The following is a 20,262-nucleotide window of genomic DNA, read 5'->3' on the forward strand; positions in this document are numbered from 1 at the left end:
ACGGCACCTCTCCCCCGTAGCCTCAACGGCACGGGGGTACCCCCTCCGTTGCCGGAACGCCCGCGGGACAGCCCTCAGACAGCCGGCTCGGGCGTCCTCCGGTCCCGCTGAATGTTCCGCATCCGCCCGTACGCGTACACGCATCCGGCCAGTGCCAGGTCGGACAGCAGCATGAAGCCGATCGAGTACGAGCCCTTCGCGCTGTAGATCGCGCCCATCACCAAGGGTGGGACGAAGCCGCCGAGTCCGCCCATCGCGCCGACGATTCCGGTGACGCTGCCCACCTTCGGCTGCGGTGTCACCTGCGAGACGAGGGCGAAGATGCTGCCGCTCGACGTGCCCAGTCCGGCCGCCATGCAGAGCAGTGCGATCGTGCCGCCCGGCGCCAGCTTCGGGTCGAAGGCCTGAACGATCGCCATCAGTGCGGCCAGCCCCAGTGCCGCCGAGGTGACCAGCGCCGGGTGGATGTGGTCCGAGAGCCAGCCGCCGATCGGCCGGAAGACGACGGTGACCAGGGCGAACCCGGCGGCTTTCGTGCCGGCGTCGGTCGGCGAGAGGCCGTACCAGGTCTTCAGATAGGTCGGCAGATAGACGCCGAACGCCACGATGCCGCCGAAGCCGATCGCGTACAGCGCGGAGAGTTCCCAGGTGACCCGCAGCCGCCCGGCGTCGCCCAGCCGGTGGCCGAGCGAGTCGGTCGGTACCTTCCGGTCCGGGGGGTCGCTGATCAGCGCCGCAGCCAGTGCCGCGTACACCACCAGAGCACCGGCGACCACGAGGAACGGAAGGTTGTCGCCGTGCCGGGCGATCCGCGGGGTGAAGTAACCGGAGAGTGCGACACCCCCCATGCCCATGCCGAACACACCCAGCGCGAGCCCTCGATCGGAGGGCGGGAACCACGAGTTGACCAGCGGGATGCCGATCGCGAACGTCGTGCCGCCCAGCCCCAGCAGAAAGCCCACGGCGAGCATCGCCCCGTACGAGTTCCTCGCCGGGATCAGCAGCAGTACGGGGACGATGGTCAGCGCCGAGACCAGCGGGAACATCAGCCGGGCGCCGTACTTGTCGGTGAATGCCCCCGCCGCGATCCGGCCCAGCGAACCGACCAGCACCGGCACGGCGACCAGCAGCGACTGCTCGAACGAGCTCAGCCCGAGCCGCTCCTTGTAGTCCCCGGAGAGCGGCGCAATCAGGTTCCAGGCCCAGAACGTGAGTCCGAAGCCGATCGTGGCCACCACAAGGTTGCGGTATGCGGCCGCGGACGGCCGGCCTGTCCGAGCGGGAGACTGCTTGACGGCTTCCACCCTGCAAGTCAAGGCCGGGCGGTGCCGGTGGGCCCGTCGGCCTACGCCAGGCGGGTCACGGGTCCACCGGCCCGGCCGAGGCGGTCTCCGCAGTCGTAATTCGGCACAAGCTGCGACAATCGCGGTATGGACCGTCTGGACAGGGAAATCCTCAGCGTCCTCCAGGAGGACGCGCGGATCTCGTACCGCGATCTGGGGGTACGGGTCGGCCTCAGTGCCAACGCCGCGGCCGACCGGGTGCGGCGGCTGCGCCGCGACGGCGTGATCCGCGGCTTCACCGTGATCATCGACCCGGCCGCCGACACCCGAACGGGCCTGGTCGTCTTCATCGATGTGACGCTGCGTATCGACACGACCAACGAAGTGTTCGAACGGGCGGTTCTCGCCCTGCCCGGCATCACCGAAGTGGTGCACGTGACGGGCGGGCACGACTACCTCGTACGGGCCACGGTCGCCGACACCGCCGCCCTGGACGGACTGCTGCGCCGGCTCAAGCGGGAAGCGGGCGTGGCCCACTCCAGCACTCGGGTCGCGCTCAGAGCGGCGCCTGCCAGGTGAACGTCGTGGAGCGCGAGCCGTCGTCGCCCCGCCCGTCGTCGGCGACCGCCAGCCGGACTGCGGCCCGCCCGTCGGGCAGCCGCGCCGTCGCGTCCACCTCCACCTCGATGGCCGACACCCCGGTCCGACGGTGCGCCGCCGCGAGCGCGCCGCGCAAAGCCGCGAGGAGCTGCCGGTCCGCGGGCTGCCGTACGAGTGAGTCCACCGCCCCGGTGAACTGCACCGACGGCTGGAAGCCGAGGACGGAGGCCGCGCCCCCGGTCTCCCGGAGCACCCGGCCGCGAAAGGTGCTGGGTGCCTCGGTGGGCGGCTGCTGGAGGGCGAAGATCGCGGTCCGTACTTCCTGAATGGTGGAGTTCAGCTCGTCGACGGCCTGGGTGAGCAGCTCGTCCGTCTCCGGGGCGGCCGCCCGGCGGCGGGTCGACTCCAGCATCATCTCGGTCGCGAAGAGCCTCTGGACGACGAGATCGTGCAGATCGCGGGCGATCCGGTCACGGTCCTCGTACACCGCGAGCTGTTCCCTGTTGTGCTGGGCGTCCGCCAGCACCAGGGCGAGTGCGGCCTGCGAGGCGAACTGGGAGGCCAGCAGCCGGTCCACGGCCGTGTACGGGCGGCCGCCGCGCCGCCGGGGCAGTGCGAGGGTGCCGATGAGCCTGCCGCCGCTCTGCAACGGCAGCATCATGCTGGGACCGAACCGGGTCCGCACATGTGTCGTCATCCGCGGATCCGTCGCCGAGTCGTCGATGAAGACCGGCTCTCCGCCCAGCAGCTGCACCAGAACGGGGGAGCCCGGCTCGATGGTGGTGCCGACGATGCCGGCCGGGTCGTCGAGCGTGGACGCGGTGACGATCTCCATCCCGCCGTCCTCGGTCGGCTGGAGGATCACCCCGGCCGAGGCATCGGCGAGAATGCGGGCCTGCTCGGCAACGGTCATCAACGCGTCCGTCGCGTTCGTGCCGCCCAGCAGGGCCGTGGTGACGGCTGCCGCGCCCTCGATCCAGCGCTCCCGCTGGCAGACCGTCTCGTACAGCCGGGCGTTGCCGATCGCGATCCCTGCCTGAGCGGCGAGGACCCGCAGCAGCGCCATGTCCGTGTCGGTGAAGTGCCCGGTGCGTTTCTCGGTGAGATAGAGATTGCCGAACACCTCGCTGTGCACCCGGATGGGTGTCCCGAGGAAGGAACGCATCCGTGGATGGCCGGGCGGCACGCCGCTGGAGCGCGGGTCGGCGGTCAGATCGTCCGAGCGCAGCGGTTCGGGTTCCTCGACGAGCACGCCGAGCAGCCCCGAGTGCCCGTCCGGGAAGCGGCCGATGCGCTGCTGTTCGGCATCGGTCAGACCGGAGGTGAACAGTTCGGTGATGGTGTTGCGGTGGGGGTCGAGGACGCCGAGCGCGCCGTACCGGGCCTCGGTGAGCGCGGTGGCGGTGTCCACGATCTGCTGGAGGGTGGCCCGCAGTTCGAGATCGGTGCCGACGCTGAGCACCGCTTCCAGGAGTATCGGCAGCTTGCGGGGTCTGCTGCTCGGTGGTCCGCCCGCCGGACCCCGGCCTTCGCTCTCGTAAGTCATCCGCCGCCCCGGCGGTCGTCAGGCGACCAGCGGGTTGAGGACCATCGGCTCGACCTTGCCGTCCAGCATGGCGCCGAGCCCCAGGACGGCGCACACATCGGGGCGCTCCGCGATGTGCACCGGCATGCCCGTCGCATCGCGCAGCATCTGGTCGAGCCCGGGCAGCAGCGCACTTCCGCCGACCATCATGATCCCGCAGTCCGCGAGGTCGGCCACCAGATCGGGCGGGCAGTCGCGCAGCACCTTGCCGAGACCGTCGAGGACCGCGGTCAGCGGGGTGTGGATGGCGCGCCGCACGGCGGCGGTGTCGACCTGCACCGAGCGGGCCAGGCCGGTCACGACGTCACGGCCGTGGATCTCGGTCACGGCGGGCCCGTGCGGGGTCAGGCCGTTGCCGCTGAGGGCCAGCTGCAACGGGCGTACCGACTGGCTCGGCAGCATCAACTCATGCTGCTGGCGCAGATGCTGGATCACCGCGTGGTCGATGGCGTCGCCGCCGATCGGGATCCGTACGGCGGTCACGATCGAACCGAGCGAGAGCACGGCGATCTGCGTGGTCGCCGCCCCGCACACCATGATCATGCTCCCGACCGGTTGCTCGACCGGGAGGTCGCAGCCGACCGCCGCGGCAAGCAGGGTGTCGACCAGCTCGACCCGCCGGGCGCCTAGCCCGACCAGGGTCTCGATGGTGGCGCGCTGGGCGAGCGGATCGCTGTCGTGCGGGGTGCAGGCGGCTGCGCGCAGCCGCGGCTTGCGGCGCAGCTGACGGCGGAGCTTCTCGCCGAGCAGATGGCGGAGCATGCGCTGGGCCATTTCGATGTCGATGACGCTCCCGCCGGAGACCGGGCGGACCACCCGGATGTAGTCGGGGGTGCGGCCCGTCATCTTCTCGGCGAGCTCACCGACGGCGATGAGCGAACCGCTACGGGTGTTGATGGCGGCGGCACTCGGTTCGTCGACGACGAGCCCGAGCCCTTTGATGTACACGCGGGTCCGGGCGGCCCCGAGGTCGACGGCGACGTGGCAGCGGCGCAACTGCTCAAGACTGACGGTCACGGCAGGTCTCCCGGGAGCGCTGATGGGGGGTGCCGGCGGTGGCCGGCCCTCTTCGCATCGTGCGGCGCGCGCGGTGCCGCCGCCCGCTGGGATGGGCCATCAGGGGGCGCGGAGCCGGCGGACTGCCAGGTCAGGGTTGGGGTGTGCCCTGGAGCAGTCGCTGGAACAGCCCCCAGGTGAACTCGGCGACGTACGGCGCACCCGTCCCGGGGTCGGTGATCGCGAGCGCCCACCGGGTCGGTGCGCTGCCCTCCATCGGGCGGGCCGGCGGGAAGGCCCGGGCGACCTCGTCGACAGTGCACGACCAGGGGTGCAGATCGTCGGTCGTACGGAGCTCGGGGCCGGTCGCCCCCGGGGCTCTGACCAGCCACTCGTTCCATACGGCCCCGCCCGGTGCGACCATCACCTCGAATCGCAGCTCCGGCCAGAGCGGCACCGGCCAGAGCAGGGCGTCGCACTCCAGATCGCCGATCCGGCGGTGTACGGAGGACTCGGGTTCGCCCAGCACCGAGCGGTAGCGGCGCAACGAGCCGCGGCCGCGGGGTGCCCGCACCATCGCCTGCCAGCGGCGGTTGGCCTCTCGCATCTCGGCGAGCGAGGCGCTGAGCTCGTGCCGGGCGTCCTCGACGAGGCCGGGCTGGTGGTCGGCCATCCGGCGGAGCAGGACGAGCTGGAACTCGAGTGGACCAAAAGGGGCGACGGTCATGGAATTAAAGTTTCCACACAGGATCCTCACGTGAGCGGCTTTCTCTGTTGTCCTATCGGCACTTAATCTTCGGGCGCCATGGATTACTGCCACCCGTGTCAGCGGCATCTCAACGGCGCCCTCGCCTGTGCCGGGTGCGGAACCCCCGCCGAGGCGCTGAGCCACTACGCCACGCCCGCCCTCTCCGGCCACGAACCGGACGCGGAGCGTGTGAAAGCCCTGCCGTCAGCGCCGGGCGGACGTCGCCGCCGGTCCCGCGGCGCTGCCGAGCCTGCCCCGGGCGGCCGCGCTGCGCGCGGGTCCGGAGGCAGACGCGGGTCCGCGAATGCGCGCGCATCGGGCGGCTCGCGTCGAGCGCGCCGGGACGAGCGAGACGGCATGGACGAGCGCGCTGCCGGGGACGAGCTTGTCGCCGGGGAGGAGCTTGTCGCCAGGGACGAGCTTGTCGCGAGGGACCAGCGTGGCGGCCGGGGAGAACGAGGCGCCAGGGGGCAACGTGGCGGCCGGGGAGGGCGCGGCCGCCGTTCGCACCGCCGTCGCGGCCGTACCGCCCTGCTCGCCGTCCTCGGTGTCGTGCTCGCCGCCGGGGCGCTGAGCCTCGCCGAGCTGGCCATCGAACCGAAGGGCGACGACGGCGCCTCGGACTACGTGCGCGAGGCCACCGACGTCACGACCGCGCCGGCGCCGAAACCCTCGTCGAGCCACGACATCGACCGCCCCGGACCGGTGGACAGCCCCTCCACCGTCCCCTCCACCGACGCGCACACCTCCGGCACCGTCCGTCCGGGCACGGGGACCGGCACCGGCGCCGGTGCCCCCGGAGGTGCGGGCTCCGGCCCGCCCGCGGCCACCATCACGCCCTCCGACGGCGCCACGTCCTCCACGGATCCGTCGTCCGGACCGAGTCCTTCCGGATCGCCTCGCGACCCGTCGGGTACCCCGACCGGCAACCCGTCACAGCCCCCGAACCCCGCGCCGCCCAAGCCCAGCCCGACCAAGACCGAGTCGTGCTGGCTCATTTTCTGCTTCTGAGGGCTGTCCCGTGATCCCTGGTGGATCAGCGCGCGGCGTCGGATGCGGTGTATCGCGAGGCGGAGGGACGTCCTCGTACGGGGCGTGTTCGGCCGTTCCGGCAACGCGGGGAGGTGCCGTAGCTGTCGTGCCCCCGCCAGGGATTACGGGACACCCCTCGGGCCTGCAGCTCTAGGACTCCGTGTCCACGCCCAGCATCCGTCGCAGCAGGTCCCGCAGCACCGCACGCTCCGCGTGCGACAACTCGGCGAGCGGCTCGCGTGCGAAGCCGAGCGACTCGCGGAGCTGCAGCGCGGTCCGGGCACCCTTCTCCGTCGCGGCGGCCAGCTTCACCCGCCGGTCGGCCGGGTCGGGCCGACGCTCCACCAGGCCACGCGTCTCCAGCCGGTCGACGATCCCCGTCACGTTCGACGGCTCGCACTTCAGTTTCTGGGCGATCTTGCGCATCGGCGTCGGCTCCAGGGAGAGCAGCCCGAGGACCCGGGCCTGCGCACCGGTGAGCGAGTGCGCGGCCGCGGCCCGGTCGTACTCCTCGTAGTAGCGCGCCACGACCGTGCCGATGAGCTCGACGACTTCGAGGGTCAGTGGGTCTGTTCGCGTGGTGGCCATGACACCCAGGATACCCAGTTACTTGACAACATGAAATATTCAGGAGCATGGTTGTTTCACGTCATGAAGCTTTTCTGCGACGGAACCCGGCGGGCCGAACCCGGCGGGACCCGGCGAAACGCTTCCCCCACTCGTAGGACATCGAGGAGAACCCGAGCCCATGTCTGCAGCACTTCCCACGTCGAGCCGTGAATGGCACCTTGTCGCCCGCCCCCACGGCTGGCCGAAGGCCGAGGATTTCGCGCTGCGTGAGGCCCCGGTCACCGCTCCCGCCGAGGGTCGTGTCCTCGTCCGCAATCTGCACTTCTCGGTCGACCCGTACATGCGGGGCAGGATGAACGACGTGAAGTCGTACACCCCGCCCTTCAAGCTGGATCACCCCATGGAAGGCGGCGCGGTCGGCGAGGTCATCGCCTCCAACGCCGAGGGGATCGCGGTCGGTGACCACGTCCTGCACGGTCTGGGCTGGCGTGAGTACGCCGACGTCCCGGCCCAGCACGCCGTCAAGGTCGACCCGGACCTGGCCCCGCTCTCCGCCTACCTCGGCGTGCTCGGCATGACCGGGCTCACCGCCTACGCGGGCCTCTTCGAGGTCGCGTCCTTCAAGGAGGGCGACGCCGTCTTCGTCTCCGGTGCCGCCGGTGCCGTCGGCAGCCAGGTCGGCCAGATGGCGAAGCTCAGGGGCGCCTCGCGGGTCATCGGCTCGGCCGGATCCGACGAGAAGGTCAAGCTCCTCGTCGAGGAGTACGGCTTCGACGCCGCCTTCAACTACAAGAACGGCCCGGTTGCCGAGCAGCTGCGCCAGGCCGCCCCCGACGGCATCGACGTCTACTTCGACAACGTCGGCGGCGAGCACCTCGAAGCGGCGATCTCCTCGCTCCATGTGCACGGCCGCGCCACCATCTGCGGAATGATCGCCCAGTACAACGCGACCGAGCCGACCCCCGGCCCGCGCAACCTCGCGCTCGTCATCGGCAAGCGGCTGCGTCTGCAGGGCATGCTCGTCGGCGACCACACCGCGCTCCAGCCGCAGTTCGTCCAGGAGGTCGCCGGCTGGCTGGCCTCCGGTGAGCTGAAGTACCGCGAGACCGTCGTCGAGGGCATCGAGAACGGCTTCGATGCGTTCCTCGGCCTGATGCGCGGCGAGAACACCGGAAAGATGATCGTTTCCCTCGGCTGACAGCCGTTCGCCGTCACCGCTAGTCTCATCCGCAGGCCGTCGCGATCGTGGGCGCGAGTTGCGGCGCTACAGCAGAGGAAACCTCAGCATGGCCATTCAGGACATAACCGTCGCGTACACCGCTGTCGCCACTGCGGAGAACGGCCGTGACGGCCGCGTCTCCTCCGACGACGGCCGGCTCGACGTCGTCGTCAACCCGCCGAAGGCGCTGGGCGGCAACGGTGCGGGCACCAACCCGGAGCAGCTCTTCGCAGCCGGCTACAGCGCCTGCTTCCAGGGCGCCCTCGGTGTGGTGGCCCGTCAGGAGAAGGCCGACATCTCCGGCTCCACCGTGACCGCCGCGGTCTCCATCGGCAAGACCGCCGAGGGTGGCTTCGGCCTGGAGGTCGCGATCTCCGCGACCATCCCGAACGTCGACACCACCACCGCGCAGTCGCTCATCGAGAAGGCCCACCAGGTGTGCCCGTACTCGAACGCCACGCGCGGCAACATCAAGGTCGAGCTGTCGGTCGTCTGATCGTCCGCACTGCCTGTACGCAGTTGAGGGCCGCACCCCGCCGGGGTGCGGCCCTCAACTGCGTACCCCCCTGATCATCGCGCTGCTCCGCCACGCGGACCGGGTGACCGTCGCCCGCCTCGCCCAACTGGTCGATGTGATCGCCCCGATCATGACGGGCGTCCGCCGCAGGGCACGACGCTCGACGGTGCAGTGCTGAGGGTGGCACTGGAACCCATGTCCTGGAACATGATCCGCCTGGCCTGACCGCGGACGGATCCGACCGCGGACGGATCCGACCGCGGACGGATTCGACCGCGCGGAGAGCGAGGGCGGAACGTCCGGGGAAGTCCGGTCCGGCCCCCAACTCCCCGGTCAACACGACCCCTACCACCCCCGTTACGCTGACGCCATGCGCGATCTAGGGGTGGGTTTCAGCTATTTGATCAAGGGGCAACGCTGGGTCGGCCGGCACGGACGCTGGTTCGGCTTCGGCCTGATCCCCGGCCTCGTCACGCTCGTCGTGTACGCGGCAGCGCTCGTCGGACTCGGCTACGGCGCCGACGACTTCGTGGCCTGGGCGACCCCGTTCGCCGACGACTGGTCCTCGCCCTGGCTCGGCCTGCTCCGGGTCACGCTCACCGTGCTGGTCTTCGCCCTCGGGCTGTTCCTCGCCGTGATCACGTTCACCGCCGTGACGCTGCTGGTCGGCCAGCCGTTCTACGAGTCGCTCTCCGAGCAGGTGGACCGGTCGGAGGGCGGCGACGTCCCCGAGTCCGGGCTGCCGCTCTGGCGCGAACTGTGGATCTCCGCCCGTGACAGCCTCCGCATCCTCGTGCGCGTCTCGCTGTACGCCGTACTGCTCTTCGCCCTCGGGTTCGTCCCGGTCGTCGGCCAGACCGTGGTCCCCGCGATCGGTTTCTGTGTCACCGGCTACTTCCTCGCCGAGGAGCTCACCGCGGTCGCGCTCCAGCGCCGCGGCCTGGTCCTGGCGGACCGGCTCGTCCTGCTGCGCGGCCGCCGCATGCTGACCCTCGGCTTCGGGGTACCGCTGGGACTCGCCTTCCTGGTCCCGTTCGTCGCGGTGTTCCTGATGCCGGGCGCCGTCGCCGGAGCCACCCTGCTCGCGCGGGACCTGACGGCGCCGCCCTCCGACGACGAGGACGCGGCCCCTTCCCCGTACACCCTCAACAAGGACTGAGGACCGAGGAGACCCCGAGCCATGACCGAGATCATCGCCGTCGCCGTCATCACCGTCCTCGCCGTCATCAGCCCGGGCGCCGACTTCGCGATGGTCGTGCGCAACAGCTACCTCTACGGCCGGACGACCGGTCTCCTCGCGGCCACCGGAGTCGCCGCGGGCGTCCTCGTCCATGTCACGTACACGATGCTCGGCGTCGGGCTGCTGATCGCGTCCTCGACCGCCCTGTTCACCGCGATCAAGCTGGCCGGCGCGGCGTATCTCGTCTACATCGGGGTACGGACGTTCTTCGCCCGCAACGATCTCGTCGTCGATCTGGAGTCGAAGCCGGCCCTGACCCGGCTCGGGGCTCTGCGCACCGGCTTCCTGACCAACGCGCTGAACCCCAAGACCACGCTCTTCGTCGTGTCGACCTTCACCCAGGTCGTCGGGGAAGACACCGGTCTGTGGCAGCAGGCGGGTTACGGGCTCTTCATGTCCGCCGCCCACCTCGGCTGGTTCGCGCTGGTCGCGCTGTTCTTCTCGCACGAGCAGCTGCGCACCGCGATGCTGCGGTGGCAGAAGGTCCTCAACCGCGGCATCGGTTCGGTGCTCATCGGGCTGGGTGTCACGCTCGGCCTCGCCCGCTGAGCGACGCTCAGCCGCTGTGCACGTCGGGCTCGTCCGGGGCGTCCGCGGGCTCCGGCCGCAACAGTCGCAGAAAGTCCTGGAACGCGGCCGGCATGTCCACCGCTCCGGGGTCGAGCAGCCACTGGTACTGGAGTCCGTCCAGCACCGCGACCAGCAGCGGTGCCGCCCGCTCCGGGGTGAGACCGCCGGGCAGCGTCTCGCCGTACTCCCCGCGGAGCATGGCCGCCATGCTCGCGCGGACCTGCGTGTAGCGCCGGGTGAAGAACTCCCCGGCCGGATGCCCTTCCGTCACACTCTCGCCGAGCAGCGCGGAGAACGTCTGGACGACACCGGGCCGCATCGCGTTGTACTCGACGAGCGAGCCCAGCAGATCGGCCCGCCAGGTGCCGTCGCTGCGGGCCCCGCCGCCCGTGTCCCACTGGTCGCGTTCCTCCAGCACTGCTACGAGCAGCGCTTCCTTGGTCGGGAAGTAGTGCAGCAGCCCCTGCTGGCTGAGGCCCACCCGCTCGGCGACCGCGCCCAGCGTGGCGCCGCGATAGCCGCGCTCGGCGATCACTTCGAGGGTGGCCCGGAGGATCTCCGCCCGCCGCTCCTCGGTTCTGGCCCGCGCCATCGCCCGGCCCCTTTCGGCCTTTCGGTGCTGTCCGTCCCTGCCAGCAGGACCGTACGCCATCCCCGTGGATAACAGGAAGGTAACGAATCCTACTGTTCTACTGGCAAGGGGTTCGTTATGGAGACATTCTCCGGAGGACCTACGACGAGGAGGTACGGCCGTGGCAGAAGCGTCCATCACTCACTCCGATGCGGCCCGTGAGGCCGTGGTCGACGCGGCACTGGCCGCGCTGGGACTCGACGACAAGGCCCGGCTGCTGGCCGGCCAGGACATGTGGTCGCTGCCCGCGCTCCCCGCCGTCGGCCTGCGGTCGCTGGTCATGTCCGACGGTCCGATCGGCGTCCGCGGCGTCCGCTGGACCGCCGAGGACCCGTCCGTCGCCCTCCCTTCGCCCACCGCGCTCGCCGCGACCTGGGACCCGGCCCTCGCCCGGCGGGCGGGCCGGCTGCTGGCCCAGGAGGCCCGCCGCAAGGGGGTGCACGTCCTCCTGGCCCCGACCGTGAACCTCCACCGCTCCCCGCTCGGCGGCCGCCACTTCGAGGCGTACAGCGAGGACCCGTACCTCACCGGCGAGATCGGCACCGGCTATGTGCGCGGCGTGCAGGACGGCGGCGTCGGCACGACCGTCAAGCACTTCGTCGCCAACGACGCGGAGACCGACCGCTTCACCGTCGACAACGTCGTCGCCCCGCGCACGCTGCGCGAGATCTATCTCGCCCCGTTCGAACGGATCGTCAGGAACGCCCGTCCGTGGGGCATCATGGCCGCCTACAACCAGGTCAACGGCTCCACGATGACCGAGCACCGCTATCTGCAGAACGCGGTGCTGCGCGGCGAATGGGGCTTCGACGGCTCCATCGTCTCCGACTGGCTGGCCGCCCGATCCACCACCGCCGCGATCACCGGCGGCCTCGACGTCGCCATGCCGGGACCGAGGACCGTGTACGGGAAGGCGCTCGCCGACGCAGTCCGCGCCGGTCGGATCGAGGAGTCCGTCGTCGACGGGGCCGTACGCAACGTCCTGCGGCTCGCCGCCCGCGTCGGCATCCTGGACGGCGCCCCGCCCGTCGTCGGCCCGGCGGACCATCCAACCGGCATCGACGGCGACGCGCTCGCCCGCGAGATCGCCCGCCGCTCCTTCGTCCTCGTACGCAACGAACGCGCCACACTCCCCATCGCCCCGGCCGCCGTCCGCAAGATCGCCCTCAGCGGCGCCCTCGCCCGCGACGCCCGCGTCCTCGGCGGCGGCTCCGCACAGGTCTTCCCGCACCACATCGTCTCGCCGCTCGACGGCCTCACCGCGGCCCTGCCCGAGGACGCGCTCGACTACCGCATCGGCGCCGACCCGAACAGTGACCTCGCCCCCGCCGAGCAGGGCTTCGAGCTCCGGGCCGTCTGCTACGACACGGCCGGCACGGTCCTCGGCTCGGCCCCGCTGCACAGCGGCACCGTCCAGTGGATCGGTGACGACCTCCCCGACGGTGTGACCCACGAGACGCTGCACAGCGTCGAGATCACCGGCACGTTCGTCCCACGCGACACCGGCGAGCACGCCTTCGGTACCCGCGGTACCGGCGCGCTCACCCTCACCGTCGCGGGCGAGACCCTGTACGACGGAATCCACCGTGTCACCGGCTCCACCGACCCCGGCGAGGCGTTCTTCGGCAGCCCGCTGGAGCGCGGACGGACCACCCTCACCGCGGGCGTCCCCGTCGAGGTATCGCTGCGCCAGGTCCCCGAGACCCTCGCCGCCGACTCACCCATCCCCGGCGTCTCGTTCTCCTTCTGCCACCTCGGCCCGCGCCGTGACCCCGACGAGCTGATCGCCGAGGCCGTCGAAGCGGCCCGCGCCGCGGACACCGCGGTCGTCGTGGTCGGCACCACCGAACGCGTCGAGTCCGAGGGCTTCGACCGCACCGACCTGAGGCTCCCCGGGCACCAGGACGACCTGGTCCGCGCCGTCGCCGCGGTCAACCCGAACACCGTCGTGGTCGTCAACTCCGGCTCCCCGGTGGAGCTTCCCTGGCGCAACGAGGTCGCCGCGGTGCTGCTCAGCTGGTTCCCGGGCCAGGAGGGCGGAGCTGCCCTCGCCGACGTCCTGCTCGGTGCCGCCGAACCGGGCGGCCGCCTGCCCACCACCTGGCCGGTCGCGCTCGCCGACGTCCCGGTCTCCACCACCACCCCCACCGACGGAGAACTCCACTACGACGAGGGCGTCTTCGTCGGCTACCGGGCCTGGGAGAAGGCGGGCACCGCACCCGCGTACCCCTTCGGCCACGGACTCGGCTACACCACCTGGGAGTACGAGTCCCTGGCGGCCACCCCCGACTCCGCCACCGTCCGCCTGCGCAACACGGGCAACCGCCACGGCGGCGAGACCGTCCAGATCTACCTGGCACCGCAGTCGGAGAGCGCCGAACGCCCGGCCCGGTGGCTGGCCGGCTTCGCCCGCGTCGAGGCGGCGCCGGGCGAGACCGCCGAGGCCGTGATCGAACTGGAGCGGCGTGCGTACGAACTCTGGGACGAGACGGCGTACGACTGGACCCTCGTGCCGGGCAGCTACGAGGTGCAGGCGGCACGCTCGCTCGGGGACGTACGCCTGACGGCGACCACGGAGATCAAGGAGTAACACCCCCTCGGACCGAAGAGCCCCGGAGCGGCACCTGACCCCGCCCCGGGGCTCTTCCCCTGCCCGTCGTCCGCCGCGTTCCCGCGTCAGCGCACCGAGAACCCGTACACCGTCGTCGACACGTACTCCTCGCCCGGCCGCAGCACCGTGCTCGGGAACTCCGGCCGGTTCGGCGAGTCCGGGAAGTGCTGCGTCTCCAGTGCGATCCCGTCGCAGGGCCCGTACGGCCGGCCGTCGAAGTGGTCGGCGGTGTACAGCTGCAGACCCGGCTCGGTCGTCGTGACGGTCAGGACGCGCCCCGACGCGGGGTCGCACAGCTCGGCCACCGGACCGTCGGCGGCGGCGTCCAGAACGAAGTTGTGGTCGTACCCCCCACCGACGGTCTTCGTCTCCCGGAAGTCGAACCGGGTCCCGTCCACCGGCAGGAACTCACCCGTCGGCAGCGACTCGGCGTCCGTCGGCGTGATCCGCCCTGCCGCGATCCGCAGCGTGTGCCCGACCGCGCTGCCGCTGTCGGCGCCGGCCAGGTTCCAGTACGTGTGATTGGTCAGGTTGAGCACGGTCGGCGCGTCCGTCGTCGCCCGGTACGCGATGCGCAGCGCCCCGTCCTCGTCCAGGGAGTACGCGGCCGAGACCGTCAGCCGCCCCGGGAAGCCCTCCTCGCCGTCCTCCGCGACCAGGGAGAGCTCCACACCGTCGGTGAGCTCCCGCGCCTCCCACACGCGTCTGTCGAAGCCACGGGCCCCGCCGTGCACATGGTTGCGCCCCTCGTTCCGGGTCACCTGGTGGGTCTGCCCGTCGAGTACGAAGGAGCCGCGCGCGATCCGGTTCGCGTACCGCCCGACCAGCGCCCCGAAGTACGGGCCGGAGGACTTCTCGTACGCCGCGAGATCCGGCAGCCCGAGCGCCACCGGGGCCCGTACACCGTCCCGCCCGGGCACCTCGACCGATTGCACGACGCCGCCGTACGTCAGGACGCGTACGCGCGTACCGGCCCGTTCCAGCGTCCAGCGGTGGACGGCGGTGCCGTCCGCGAGGGTGCCGAAGACTTCCGCACGTATCGCCGTGCTCAAACCCGTGTTCATGATCACGGACCTTAGACCACGTGGCTGTGCTACGCCGGGGGCTTCCGCGCCGTGACATTGCGGTACGCGATCTCCGCGAGCCGAGCCTGTCCGTTGCGCCCCGGATGGAACCAGTCCCACTGGCTGAGCTGCCTGCCGGTGAACCGGTAGCCGAAGACCGCACCGCCGTCGTACCGGCAGCGCAGATCCTTCGCGCACACGTCCCGCAGCACCTTGTTGTACGCCACGACCCGCTTCTGCACCGAGGCGCGGCGTGCCACGGCCGCGGCACTCATGTCATCCGCCTCGCCCAGCATCGACCTGCAGATGCCCAGCTTCCAGATCTGCTTGCCCAGTGCGTTGCCACGCCCCGTCGACCAGAGGCGCTTGAGATCCGGCACGCTCGACACGTAGACCTGCGTCTTCGGCGCCGTGCTGCGCAGCTGACGCATCGACGCCTTGAACGACGCCCGGAAGTCCGCCACCGGTGTCATCACCTCCGCCGAGTCCCGGCAGGCGTCATTGGCGCCGATCATCACCGTCACCAGATCCGGCTTCTGCTGCGCGGCGAGGGCCATCTGCTCCGGCAGCTGGGCGATCCGGGCGCCCGTCTCGGCGTGGTTCCAGCTGTGCGCGGCCGCGCGCGAGGTGCCGAGCAGCCGCACCGCGAGGCTCCGGACCTCGCTGTCCGTGCCGGTCGCCCAGGATACCTCCGGGCAGTCCGTCAGCACCGAACAGGCATCGAACCCCCGTGTGATGGAGTCCCCGACGGCGGCGACCGACCCGGGGCTGCGGTCCCAGACGGGGGCATGCGCAGCGGAGGAGCGGTGCTTCGCGGCGGCCGTCCCCTTCGTCGTCCCGTCCTGCCCGATGTCACAGCCGGTCAGCGCGGCTGCGGCGATGACCGGAAGCACCGTCAGCACGGCGACAGCGGTGCGCGAGCGGTGGCTTGCGAAACGATTCTGCATCCCTCGTGCCCTCCCGTTTATGCCCCCGGCAACTCCTTATAGCCCCAGGCAGCAGGCCCGGGCGCCCTGCCGGGTGAATGCTGAGCGAATCATGGGCCCAGGACCGACGGTACGTCACACCTGGGGCGCCGCCGCACGGTAGCTTTTCCCCGTCGAACCAGCGCCACGTTCCGCCACCCGGCTCCAATTGAGTGGTATCGGAAAATCACATCACGTCACGTACTGTCCCTTTTCAGGAGATTCACTCCCGATGCTGTTTACTGATGACAACCTCGGGATCCGGCCAGGAAGAGGCGGTACGGGCGCGAGGCCGCTGGGGAAGGCGAACCTCGACCCACACTGGAGGTCTCGGTGACGACACGTGGAGTTCTGTACGTTCACTCCGCACCGCGCGCGCTCTGCCCACATGTCGAATGGGCGGTGGCGGGTGTCCTCGGTGCGCGGGTCCAGCTCGACTGGATCAGACAGCCGGCCGCGCCCGGCACCTGGCGGTCCGAGTTCTCCTGGAAGGGCGCCGCGGGCACCGCGTCGAAGCTCGCCTCCGCGCTGCGCGGCTGGGATCTGCTGCGCTTCGAAGTGACGGCGGAGCCGTGCGCCACGGCAGAGGGCGAACGCTACAGCTCCACGCCCGAGCTGGGCATCTTCCACGCGGTCACCGGCATGCACGGCGACATCCTGGTGCCGGAGGACCGGCTGCGGGCTGCGCTGGCGCGCTCGGTGCGCGGGGAGACGGACCTGGAGGCGGAGATCGCCAAACTCCTCGGCAAGCCGTGGGACGACGAGTTGGAGTCCTTCCGGCACGCAGGCGAGGGCGCCCCGGTCCGCTGGCTCCACCAGGTGGTGTGAGGGGCGTCTGCGGGCGGGCCTGTTCCCCCTGCCGCCCCTTCCCGAACCGGGATCACGCGCCTCGAACGCCGGCGAGGCCGAGAGCGAAGCGGACGAAGCCCGCCTCCCCGGTCGAGCGGGGAGGCGGGCTTCGTCGTACAGCCTGGGCGGTGGGGATCAGACGCTGCGGAACGCCAGCACCACGTTGTGTCCCCCGAACCCGAACGAGTTGTTGATCGCAGCGATCGACCCCTCCGGCAGCGGCCGCGGCTCATCGCGCACGATGTCCGCCTCCACCGCCTCGTCGAGGTTCTCCACGTTGATCGTCGGCGGAGCCATCCGGTGGTGCAGCGCCAGAACCGTCGCGACGGTCTCGATGCCGCCCGCGCCACCGAGCAGGTGACCGGTCATCGACTTCGTCGCGGAGATCGCGACATGGTCGAGGTCGTCGCCCAGAACCTTGCGCAGAGCCTTCAGCTCCGCGACATCACCCTGCGGCGTCGACGTGGCGTGCGCGTTGAGGTGCACGACCTCCGACGGCTTGAGATCCGTCTGGTCCAGCAGGTTCTGCATGGCGGCAGCGATCCCGCGACCGGTCGGCTCGGGCTGGGCGATGTGGTGGGCGTCCGCGGACAGGCCCTGGCCCAGCACCTCGCAGTAGACCTTGGCGCCACGCGCGGCCGCGTGCTCCGCGGACTCCAGGACGACGACACCGGCACCCTCGCCGAGCACGAAGCCGTCACGGCCCGTGTCGTACGGACGCGACGCCTTCTGGGGCTCGTCGTTGTTCTTGGACATCGCCATCATGTTGGCGAACGCCGCGATCGGCAGCGGGTGGATGGCCGCCTCGGTGCCACCGGCGAGGACCACGTCGGCACGGCCGGTGCGGATCATCTCGACGGCGTACCCGATGGCCTCGGCACCCGACGCACAGGCGGAGACCGGGGTGTGGACACCGGCCTGGGCGTTGACCTCCAGGCCGACGTTGGCGGCGGGGCCGTTGGGCATGAGCATGGGCACGGTGTGCGGGGAGACGCGGCGTACGCCCTTCTCCTTCAGCACGTCGTACTGGTCGAGCAAGGTGATCACGCCACCGATGCCGGAGGCGATGACCGAACCGAGCCGCTCGGGCTGGATCGCGTCGTCCTCACCGGCCTTGCCGGTGAAGCCGGCGTCCGCCCACGCCTCGCGGGCCGCGATCAGCGCGAACTGCGCCGAGCGGTCCAGCTTGCGGGCGAGCGGGCGGGGCAGTACGTCGCCCGGGTCGACGGCCGCGAGGGCAGCGATCCGGACGGGCAGTTCGGCGAAACGTTCGCCCTCGAGAGGCTTGACGCCGGAACGACCGGCCATCAGACCTTCCCAGGTCGACGCGGAGTCGCCACCCAGCGGAGTGGTTGCGCCGATACCGGTGACGACCACGGTGCGATTGGTCGAGTTCACTGGAAAATCTTCTCCACGTGTAGAGGGTCGTGAATCAGCGGCGCCACCGCCGGGTGGCGACACACGAGCCGGCTGGATCAGGCCTGGTGCTTCAGGATGTAGTCGGCAGCGTCGCCGACCGTCTTGAGGTTCTTGACGTCCTCGTCGGGGATCTTCACGTCGAAGCGCTCTTCGGCGGCGACGACGACCTCGACCATGGACAGCGAGTCGACGTCCAGGTCGTCGGTGAAGGACTTGTCCAGCTGGACGTCCTCGACCGGGATACCGGCGATCTCGTTGACGATCTCGGCGAGACCGTTGACGATCTCTTCCTGGGTGGCGGCCATGTTGGCGCTCCTTCGATGTATTTCAGCAGGGTTCGGACGTCCGGACCGGAAGGTCCGGTGTGCCTAGGGGAGAGTAACGACCGTCGCGGCGTAGACGAGACCCGCCCCGAAGCCGATGACGAGCGCGGTGTCGCCGCTCTTCGCCTGACCGGTCGCCAGAAGCCGCTCCATAGCGAGCGGAATCGAGGCGGCGGAGGTGTTGCCGGTGGTCTCCACGTCGCGGGCGACCGTGACGTGTTCCGGCAGCTTCAGGGTCTTCACCATCGAATCGATGATCCGCATGTTGGCCTGGTGCGGGATGAAGACGTCCAGGTCTTCCGGAGCGATCCCGGCCGCGTCCAGCGCCTGCTGGGCGACCTTCGCCATCTCGAAGACGGCCCAGCGGAAGACCGCCTGGCCCTCCTGCGTGATGGCCGGGAACTTCTCGGGACGCTCGGCGTGGAACTCGTCCCACGCCACGGTCTGCTTGATCGTGTCGGACTTGTCGCCCTCGGAGCCCCAGACCGTCGGGCCTATGGCGGGCACATTGGAGGGGCCGACGATGACCGCGCCTGCGCCGTCGCCGAAGAGGAAGGCCGTTGCCCGGTCCTCCAGGTCGGTCAGGTCGCTGAGCCGCTCCACGCCGATGACCAGCACGTACTCGGCCGAGCCCTCGACGATCATGCCCTTGGCGAGGGTCAGGCCGTAGCCGAAGCCCGCGCAGCCGGCGGAGATGTCGAAGGCGGCGGGCCTGCCCGCGCCGACCTTGTGGGCGATCTCGGTCGCGACGGCCGGGGTCTGCTTGAAGTGCGAGACGGTGGAGACGATGACCCCGCCGATCTGCTCGGGCGTGATCCCGGCGTCGGCGATGGCCTTCCCGGCCGCCTCGACGGACATCGCGGCCACGGTCTCCTCCTCGGAGGCCCAGTGACGGGTGGCGATGCCGGACCGGGAGCGGATCCACTCGTCGGACGAGTCAATCTTCTCGAGAATCACCTCGTTGGGCACGACACGGGTCGGGCGGTAGCCGCCGACACCCATGATCCGTGCGTACGGGGCGCCCTGGCTGGGCTTGATCTTCGACATGCTCTCGGGCTCCTTAGGCGTCTGCGTGCTCGGAAATGAGCGCGCGGGCCGCGTCGAGGTCGTCGGGGGTCTTCAGCGCGAGGGTCTGCACCCCGGGCAGTGCGCGCTTGGCGAGACCGGTGAGGGTCCCGCCCGGGCAGGCCTCGATGAGCGCGGTGACGCCCAGCGCCTTGAAGGTCTCCATGCACAGGTCCCAGCGGACCGGGTTGGCGACCTGGCCGACCAGCCGGGAGATGACCTCGTCGCCCGTGGCGACCGTCTTTCCATCGGCGTTCGAGACATATGTCACGGTCGGGTCGGCGACCGTCAGTGCCGCGGCGGCCTCGCGGAGCCGGTCGACCGCAGGGGCCATGTGGTGCGTGTGGAAGGCGCCGGCGACCTTGAGGGGCACCACGCGGCGCACGCCCTCGGGCTTGTCCTCGATCAGCGCGGCGATCTGCGCGGCGGTGCCGGCGGCGACGATCTGACCGCCCCCGTTGACGTTCGCCGGGGTCAGGCCGAGCTTCTCCAGGTGCGGGACCGTCACCTCGGGCTCGCCGCCGAGCAGCGCGGCCATGCCGGTCTCGGTGATCGCGGCGGCGTCGGCCATGGCGAGCCCACGGGTGCGTACGAGACGGAGCGCGGCCTCGTCGTCGAGAACGCCCGCGAGAGCTGCGGCGGTGATCTCACCGACGCTGTGACCTGCGACGACACCGGGCGACGCGTCAAGCGCGGCAGCGGACAGCAGACCCGCGGCGACCAGCAGCGGCTGTGCCACCGCGGTGTCGCGGATCTCGTCCGCGTCGGCCCGGGTGCCGTAGTGGGCAAGGTCGAGCCCGATGGCGTCGGACCATGCCGCGATGCGGTCGGTGGCACCGGGGAGGTCGAGCCAGGGAGTCAGGAAGCCGGGCGTCTGAGCGCCTTGGCCGGGAGCGACGAGTACGAGCACCCTCACACTCTCTCTTGTGAACGGTCCGGAACACCCGTGGGGACAGGGACGAAGAACCGTAGGGG

20 protein-coding genes and 2 pseudogenes are annotated in these 20,262 nt (G+C 70.8%); 10 read left to right on the forward strand and 12 right to left on the reverse strand.

Annotation, left to right across the window (positions count from 1 at the left end; genetic code table 11):
* Positions 1–74: 74 nt before the first annotated feature.
* On the reverse strand, positions 75–1,304 hold the full coding sequence (locus OHA88_RS30735) for an MFS transporter (RefSeq protein ID WP_443044311.1): 1,230 nt from the start codon (positions 1,302–1,304) through the stop codon (positions 75–77).
* Between the two features lie 126 nt (positions 1,305–1,430).
* On the opposite strand from OHA88_RS30735, the gene OHA88_RS30740 reads away from it, so the two are divergent.
* Positions 1,431–1,862 (forward strand): Lrp/AsnC family transcriptional regulator, encoded by a 432-nt coding sequence (locus OHA88_RS30740; protein WP_030925866.1) that lies wholly within the window; start codon positions 1,431–1,433, stop codon positions 1,860–1,862.
* Here the strand turns inward: OHA88_RS30740 and OHA88_RS30745 are convergent.
* The 3 genes from OHA88_RS30745 to OHA88_RS30755 all read right to left on the reverse strand — a co-directional run bounded on the left by OHA88_RS30745 (position 1,840) and on the right by OHA88_RS30755 (position 5,191).
* Entirely contained in the window at positions 1,840–3,429 is a 1,590-nt protein-coding gene (locus OHA88_RS30745; RefSeq protein WP_328627894.1) for a GAF domain-containing protein, read from the reverse strand. The two genes, OHA88_RS30740 and OHA88_RS30745, sit on opposite strands and share 23 nt — an antisense overlap.
* Positions 3,430–3,447: 18 nt before the next feature.
* Entirely contained in the window at positions 3,448–4,485 is a 1,038-nt protein-coding gene (locus tag OHA88_RS30750; RefSeq protein ID WP_328627895.1) for a rod shape-determining protein, read from the reverse strand.
* Positions 4,486–4,615: 130 nt separating this feature from the next.
* Positions 4,616–5,191: a hypothetical protein gene (locus tag OHA88_RS30755; protein ID WP_326603603.1), complete on the reverse strand. Its 576-nt coding sequence runs from the start codon at positions 5,189–5,191 to the stop codon at positions 4,616–4,618.
* A gap of 78 nt (positions 5,192–5,269) precedes the next feature.
* Here OHA88_RS30755 and OHA88_RS44705 point away from each other — a divergent pair.
* Positions 5,270–5,548, forward strand: a pseudogene (locus tag OHA88_RS44705) (SCO2400 family protein); the annotation flags it as partial.
* A 21-nt stretch (positions 5,549–5,569) separates the two neighbouring features.
* Entirely contained in the window at positions 5,570–6,223 is a 654-nt protein-coding gene (locus OHA88_RS30760; protein WP_328627896.1) for a hypothetical protein, read from the forward strand.
* A 171-nt stretch (positions 6,224–6,394) separates the two neighbouring features.
* Here OHA88_RS30760 and OHA88_RS30765 read toward each other — a convergent pair whose 3' ends face one another.
* The gene (locus OHA88_RS30765; protein ID WP_267005314.1) at positions 6,395–6,832 is read right to left on the reverse strand and encodes a MarR family winged helix-turn-helix transcriptional regulator; all 438 of its coding nucleotides are present in this window, start codon (positions 6,830–6,832) and stop codon (positions 6,395–6,397) included.
* A 160-nt stretch (positions 6,833–6,992) separates the two neighbouring features.
* Between OHA88_RS30765 and OHA88_RS30770 the strand changes: the two genes are divergently transcribed.
* From OHA88_RS30770 to OHA88_RS30790, 5 genes and pseudogenes are all read left to right on the forward strand, one after another.
* A complete protein-coding gene (locus tag OHA88_RS30770; RefSeq protein WP_328627897.1) occupies positions 6,993–8,012 on the forward strand; it encodes an NADP-dependent oxidoreductase in 1,020 nt (339 codons plus the stop codon).
* 88 nt (positions 8,013–8,100) lie between these two features.
* Complete coding sequence (locus OHA88_RS30775) at positions 8,101–8,529, forward strand: organic hydroperoxide resistance protein (RefSeq protein WP_328627898.1); 429 nt, start codon at positions 8,101–8,103, stop codon at positions 8,527–8,529.
* A 70-nt stretch (positions 8,530–8,599) separates the two neighbouring features.
* Positions 8,600–8,716 (forward strand): annotated as a pseudogene (locus tag OHA88_RS30780) (alpha-L-arabinofuranosidase C-terminal domain-containing protein); the annotation flags it as partial.
* Between the two features lie 204 nt (positions 8,717–8,920).
* Positions 8,921–9,709 carry an EI24 domain-containing protein gene (locus OHA88_RS30785; protein WP_326603595.1) on the forward strand — a complete coding sequence of 263 codons (789 nt, stop codon included), beginning with the start codon at positions 8,921–8,923 and terminating at the stop codon, positions 9,707–9,709.
* 21 nt (positions 9,710–9,730) lie between these two features.
* On the forward strand, positions 9,731–10,339 hold the full coding sequence (locus tag OHA88_RS30790) for a LysE family translocator (protein ID WP_267005318.1): 609 nt from the start codon (positions 9,731–9,733) through the stop codon (positions 10,337–10,339).
* 7 nt (positions 10,340–10,346) lie between these two features.
* Here OHA88_RS30790 and OHA88_RS30795 read toward each other — a convergent pair whose 3' ends face one another.
* Positions 10,347–10,952: a TetR/AcrR family transcriptional regulator gene (locus OHA88_RS30795; protein ID WP_326814330.1), complete on the reverse strand. Its 606-nt coding sequence runs from the start codon at positions 10,950–10,952 to the stop codon at positions 10,347–10,349.
* 160 nt (positions 10,953–11,112) lie between these two features.
* Between OHA88_RS30795 and OHA88_RS30800 the strand changes: the two genes are divergently transcribed.
* Positions 11,113–13,581 (forward strand): beta-glucosidase family protein, encoded by a 2,469-nt coding sequence (locus OHA88_RS30800; RefSeq protein ID WP_328627899.1) that lies wholly within the window; start codon positions 11,113–11,115, stop codon positions 13,579–13,581.
* Between the two features lie 86 nt (positions 13,582–13,667).
* Here OHA88_RS30800 and OHA88_RS30805 read toward each other — a convergent pair whose 3' ends face one another.
* Both OHA88_RS30805 and OHA88_RS30810 read right to left on the reverse strand, forming a co-directional pair.
* Positions 13,668–14,666: an aldose epimerase family protein gene (locus OHA88_RS30805; protein ID WP_328627900.1), complete on the reverse strand. Its 999-nt coding sequence runs from the start codon at positions 14,664–14,666 to the stop codon at positions 13,668–13,670.
* 29 nt (positions 14,667–14,695) lie between these two features.
* Positions 14,696–15,613 (reverse strand): SGNH/GDSL hydrolase family protein, encoded by a 918-nt coding sequence (locus OHA88_RS30810; RefSeq protein WP_328627901.1) that lies wholly within the window; start codon positions 15,611–15,613, stop codon positions 14,696–14,698.
* A 351-nt stretch (positions 15,614–15,964) separates the two neighbouring features.
* On the opposite strand from OHA88_RS30810, the gene OHA88_RS30815 reads away from it, so the two are divergent.
* On the forward strand, positions 15,965–16,459 hold the full coding sequence (locus tag OHA88_RS30815; protein ID WP_030970308.1) for a DUF3145 domain-containing protein: 495 nt from the start codon (positions 15,965–15,967) through the stop codon (positions 16,457–16,459).
* A gap of 156 nt (positions 16,460–16,615) precedes the next feature.
* Here OHA88_RS30815 and fabF read toward each other — a convergent pair whose 3' ends face one another.
* From fabF to OHA88_RS30835, 4 genes are all read right to left on the reverse strand, one after another.
* Positions 16,616–17,878 (reverse strand): beta-ketoacyl-ACP synthase II, encoded by a 1,263-nt coding sequence (gene fabF / locus OHA88_RS30820; RefSeq protein ID WP_030925891.1) that lies wholly within the window; start codon positions 17,876–17,878, stop codon positions 16,616–16,618.
* A gap of 77 nt (positions 17,879–17,955) precedes the next feature.
* Complete coding sequence (locus OHA88_RS30825; protein WP_030925892.1) at positions 17,956–18,204, reverse strand: acyl carrier protein; 249 nt, start codon at positions 18,202–18,204, stop codon at positions 17,956–17,958.
* 63 nt (positions 18,205–18,267) lie between these two features.
* Entirely contained in the window at positions 18,268–19,269 is a 1,002-nt protein-coding gene (locus OHA88_RS30830) for a ketoacyl-ACP synthase III (RefSeq protein ID WP_267005322.1), read from the reverse strand.
* Positions 19,270–19,282: 13 nt separating this feature from the next.
* A complete protein-coding gene (locus OHA88_RS30835) occupies positions 19,283–20,197 on the reverse strand; it encodes an ACP S-malonyltransferase (protein ID WP_328627902.1) in 915 nt (304 codons plus the stop codon).
* Positions 20,198–20,262 lie beyond the last annotated feature (65 nt).

The sequence above is a fragment of the Streptomyces sp. NBC_00353 genome (assembly GCF_036108815.1).
Classification (GTDB): Bacteria; Actinomycetota; Actinomycetes; order Streptomycetales; family Streptomycetaceae; genus Streptomyces.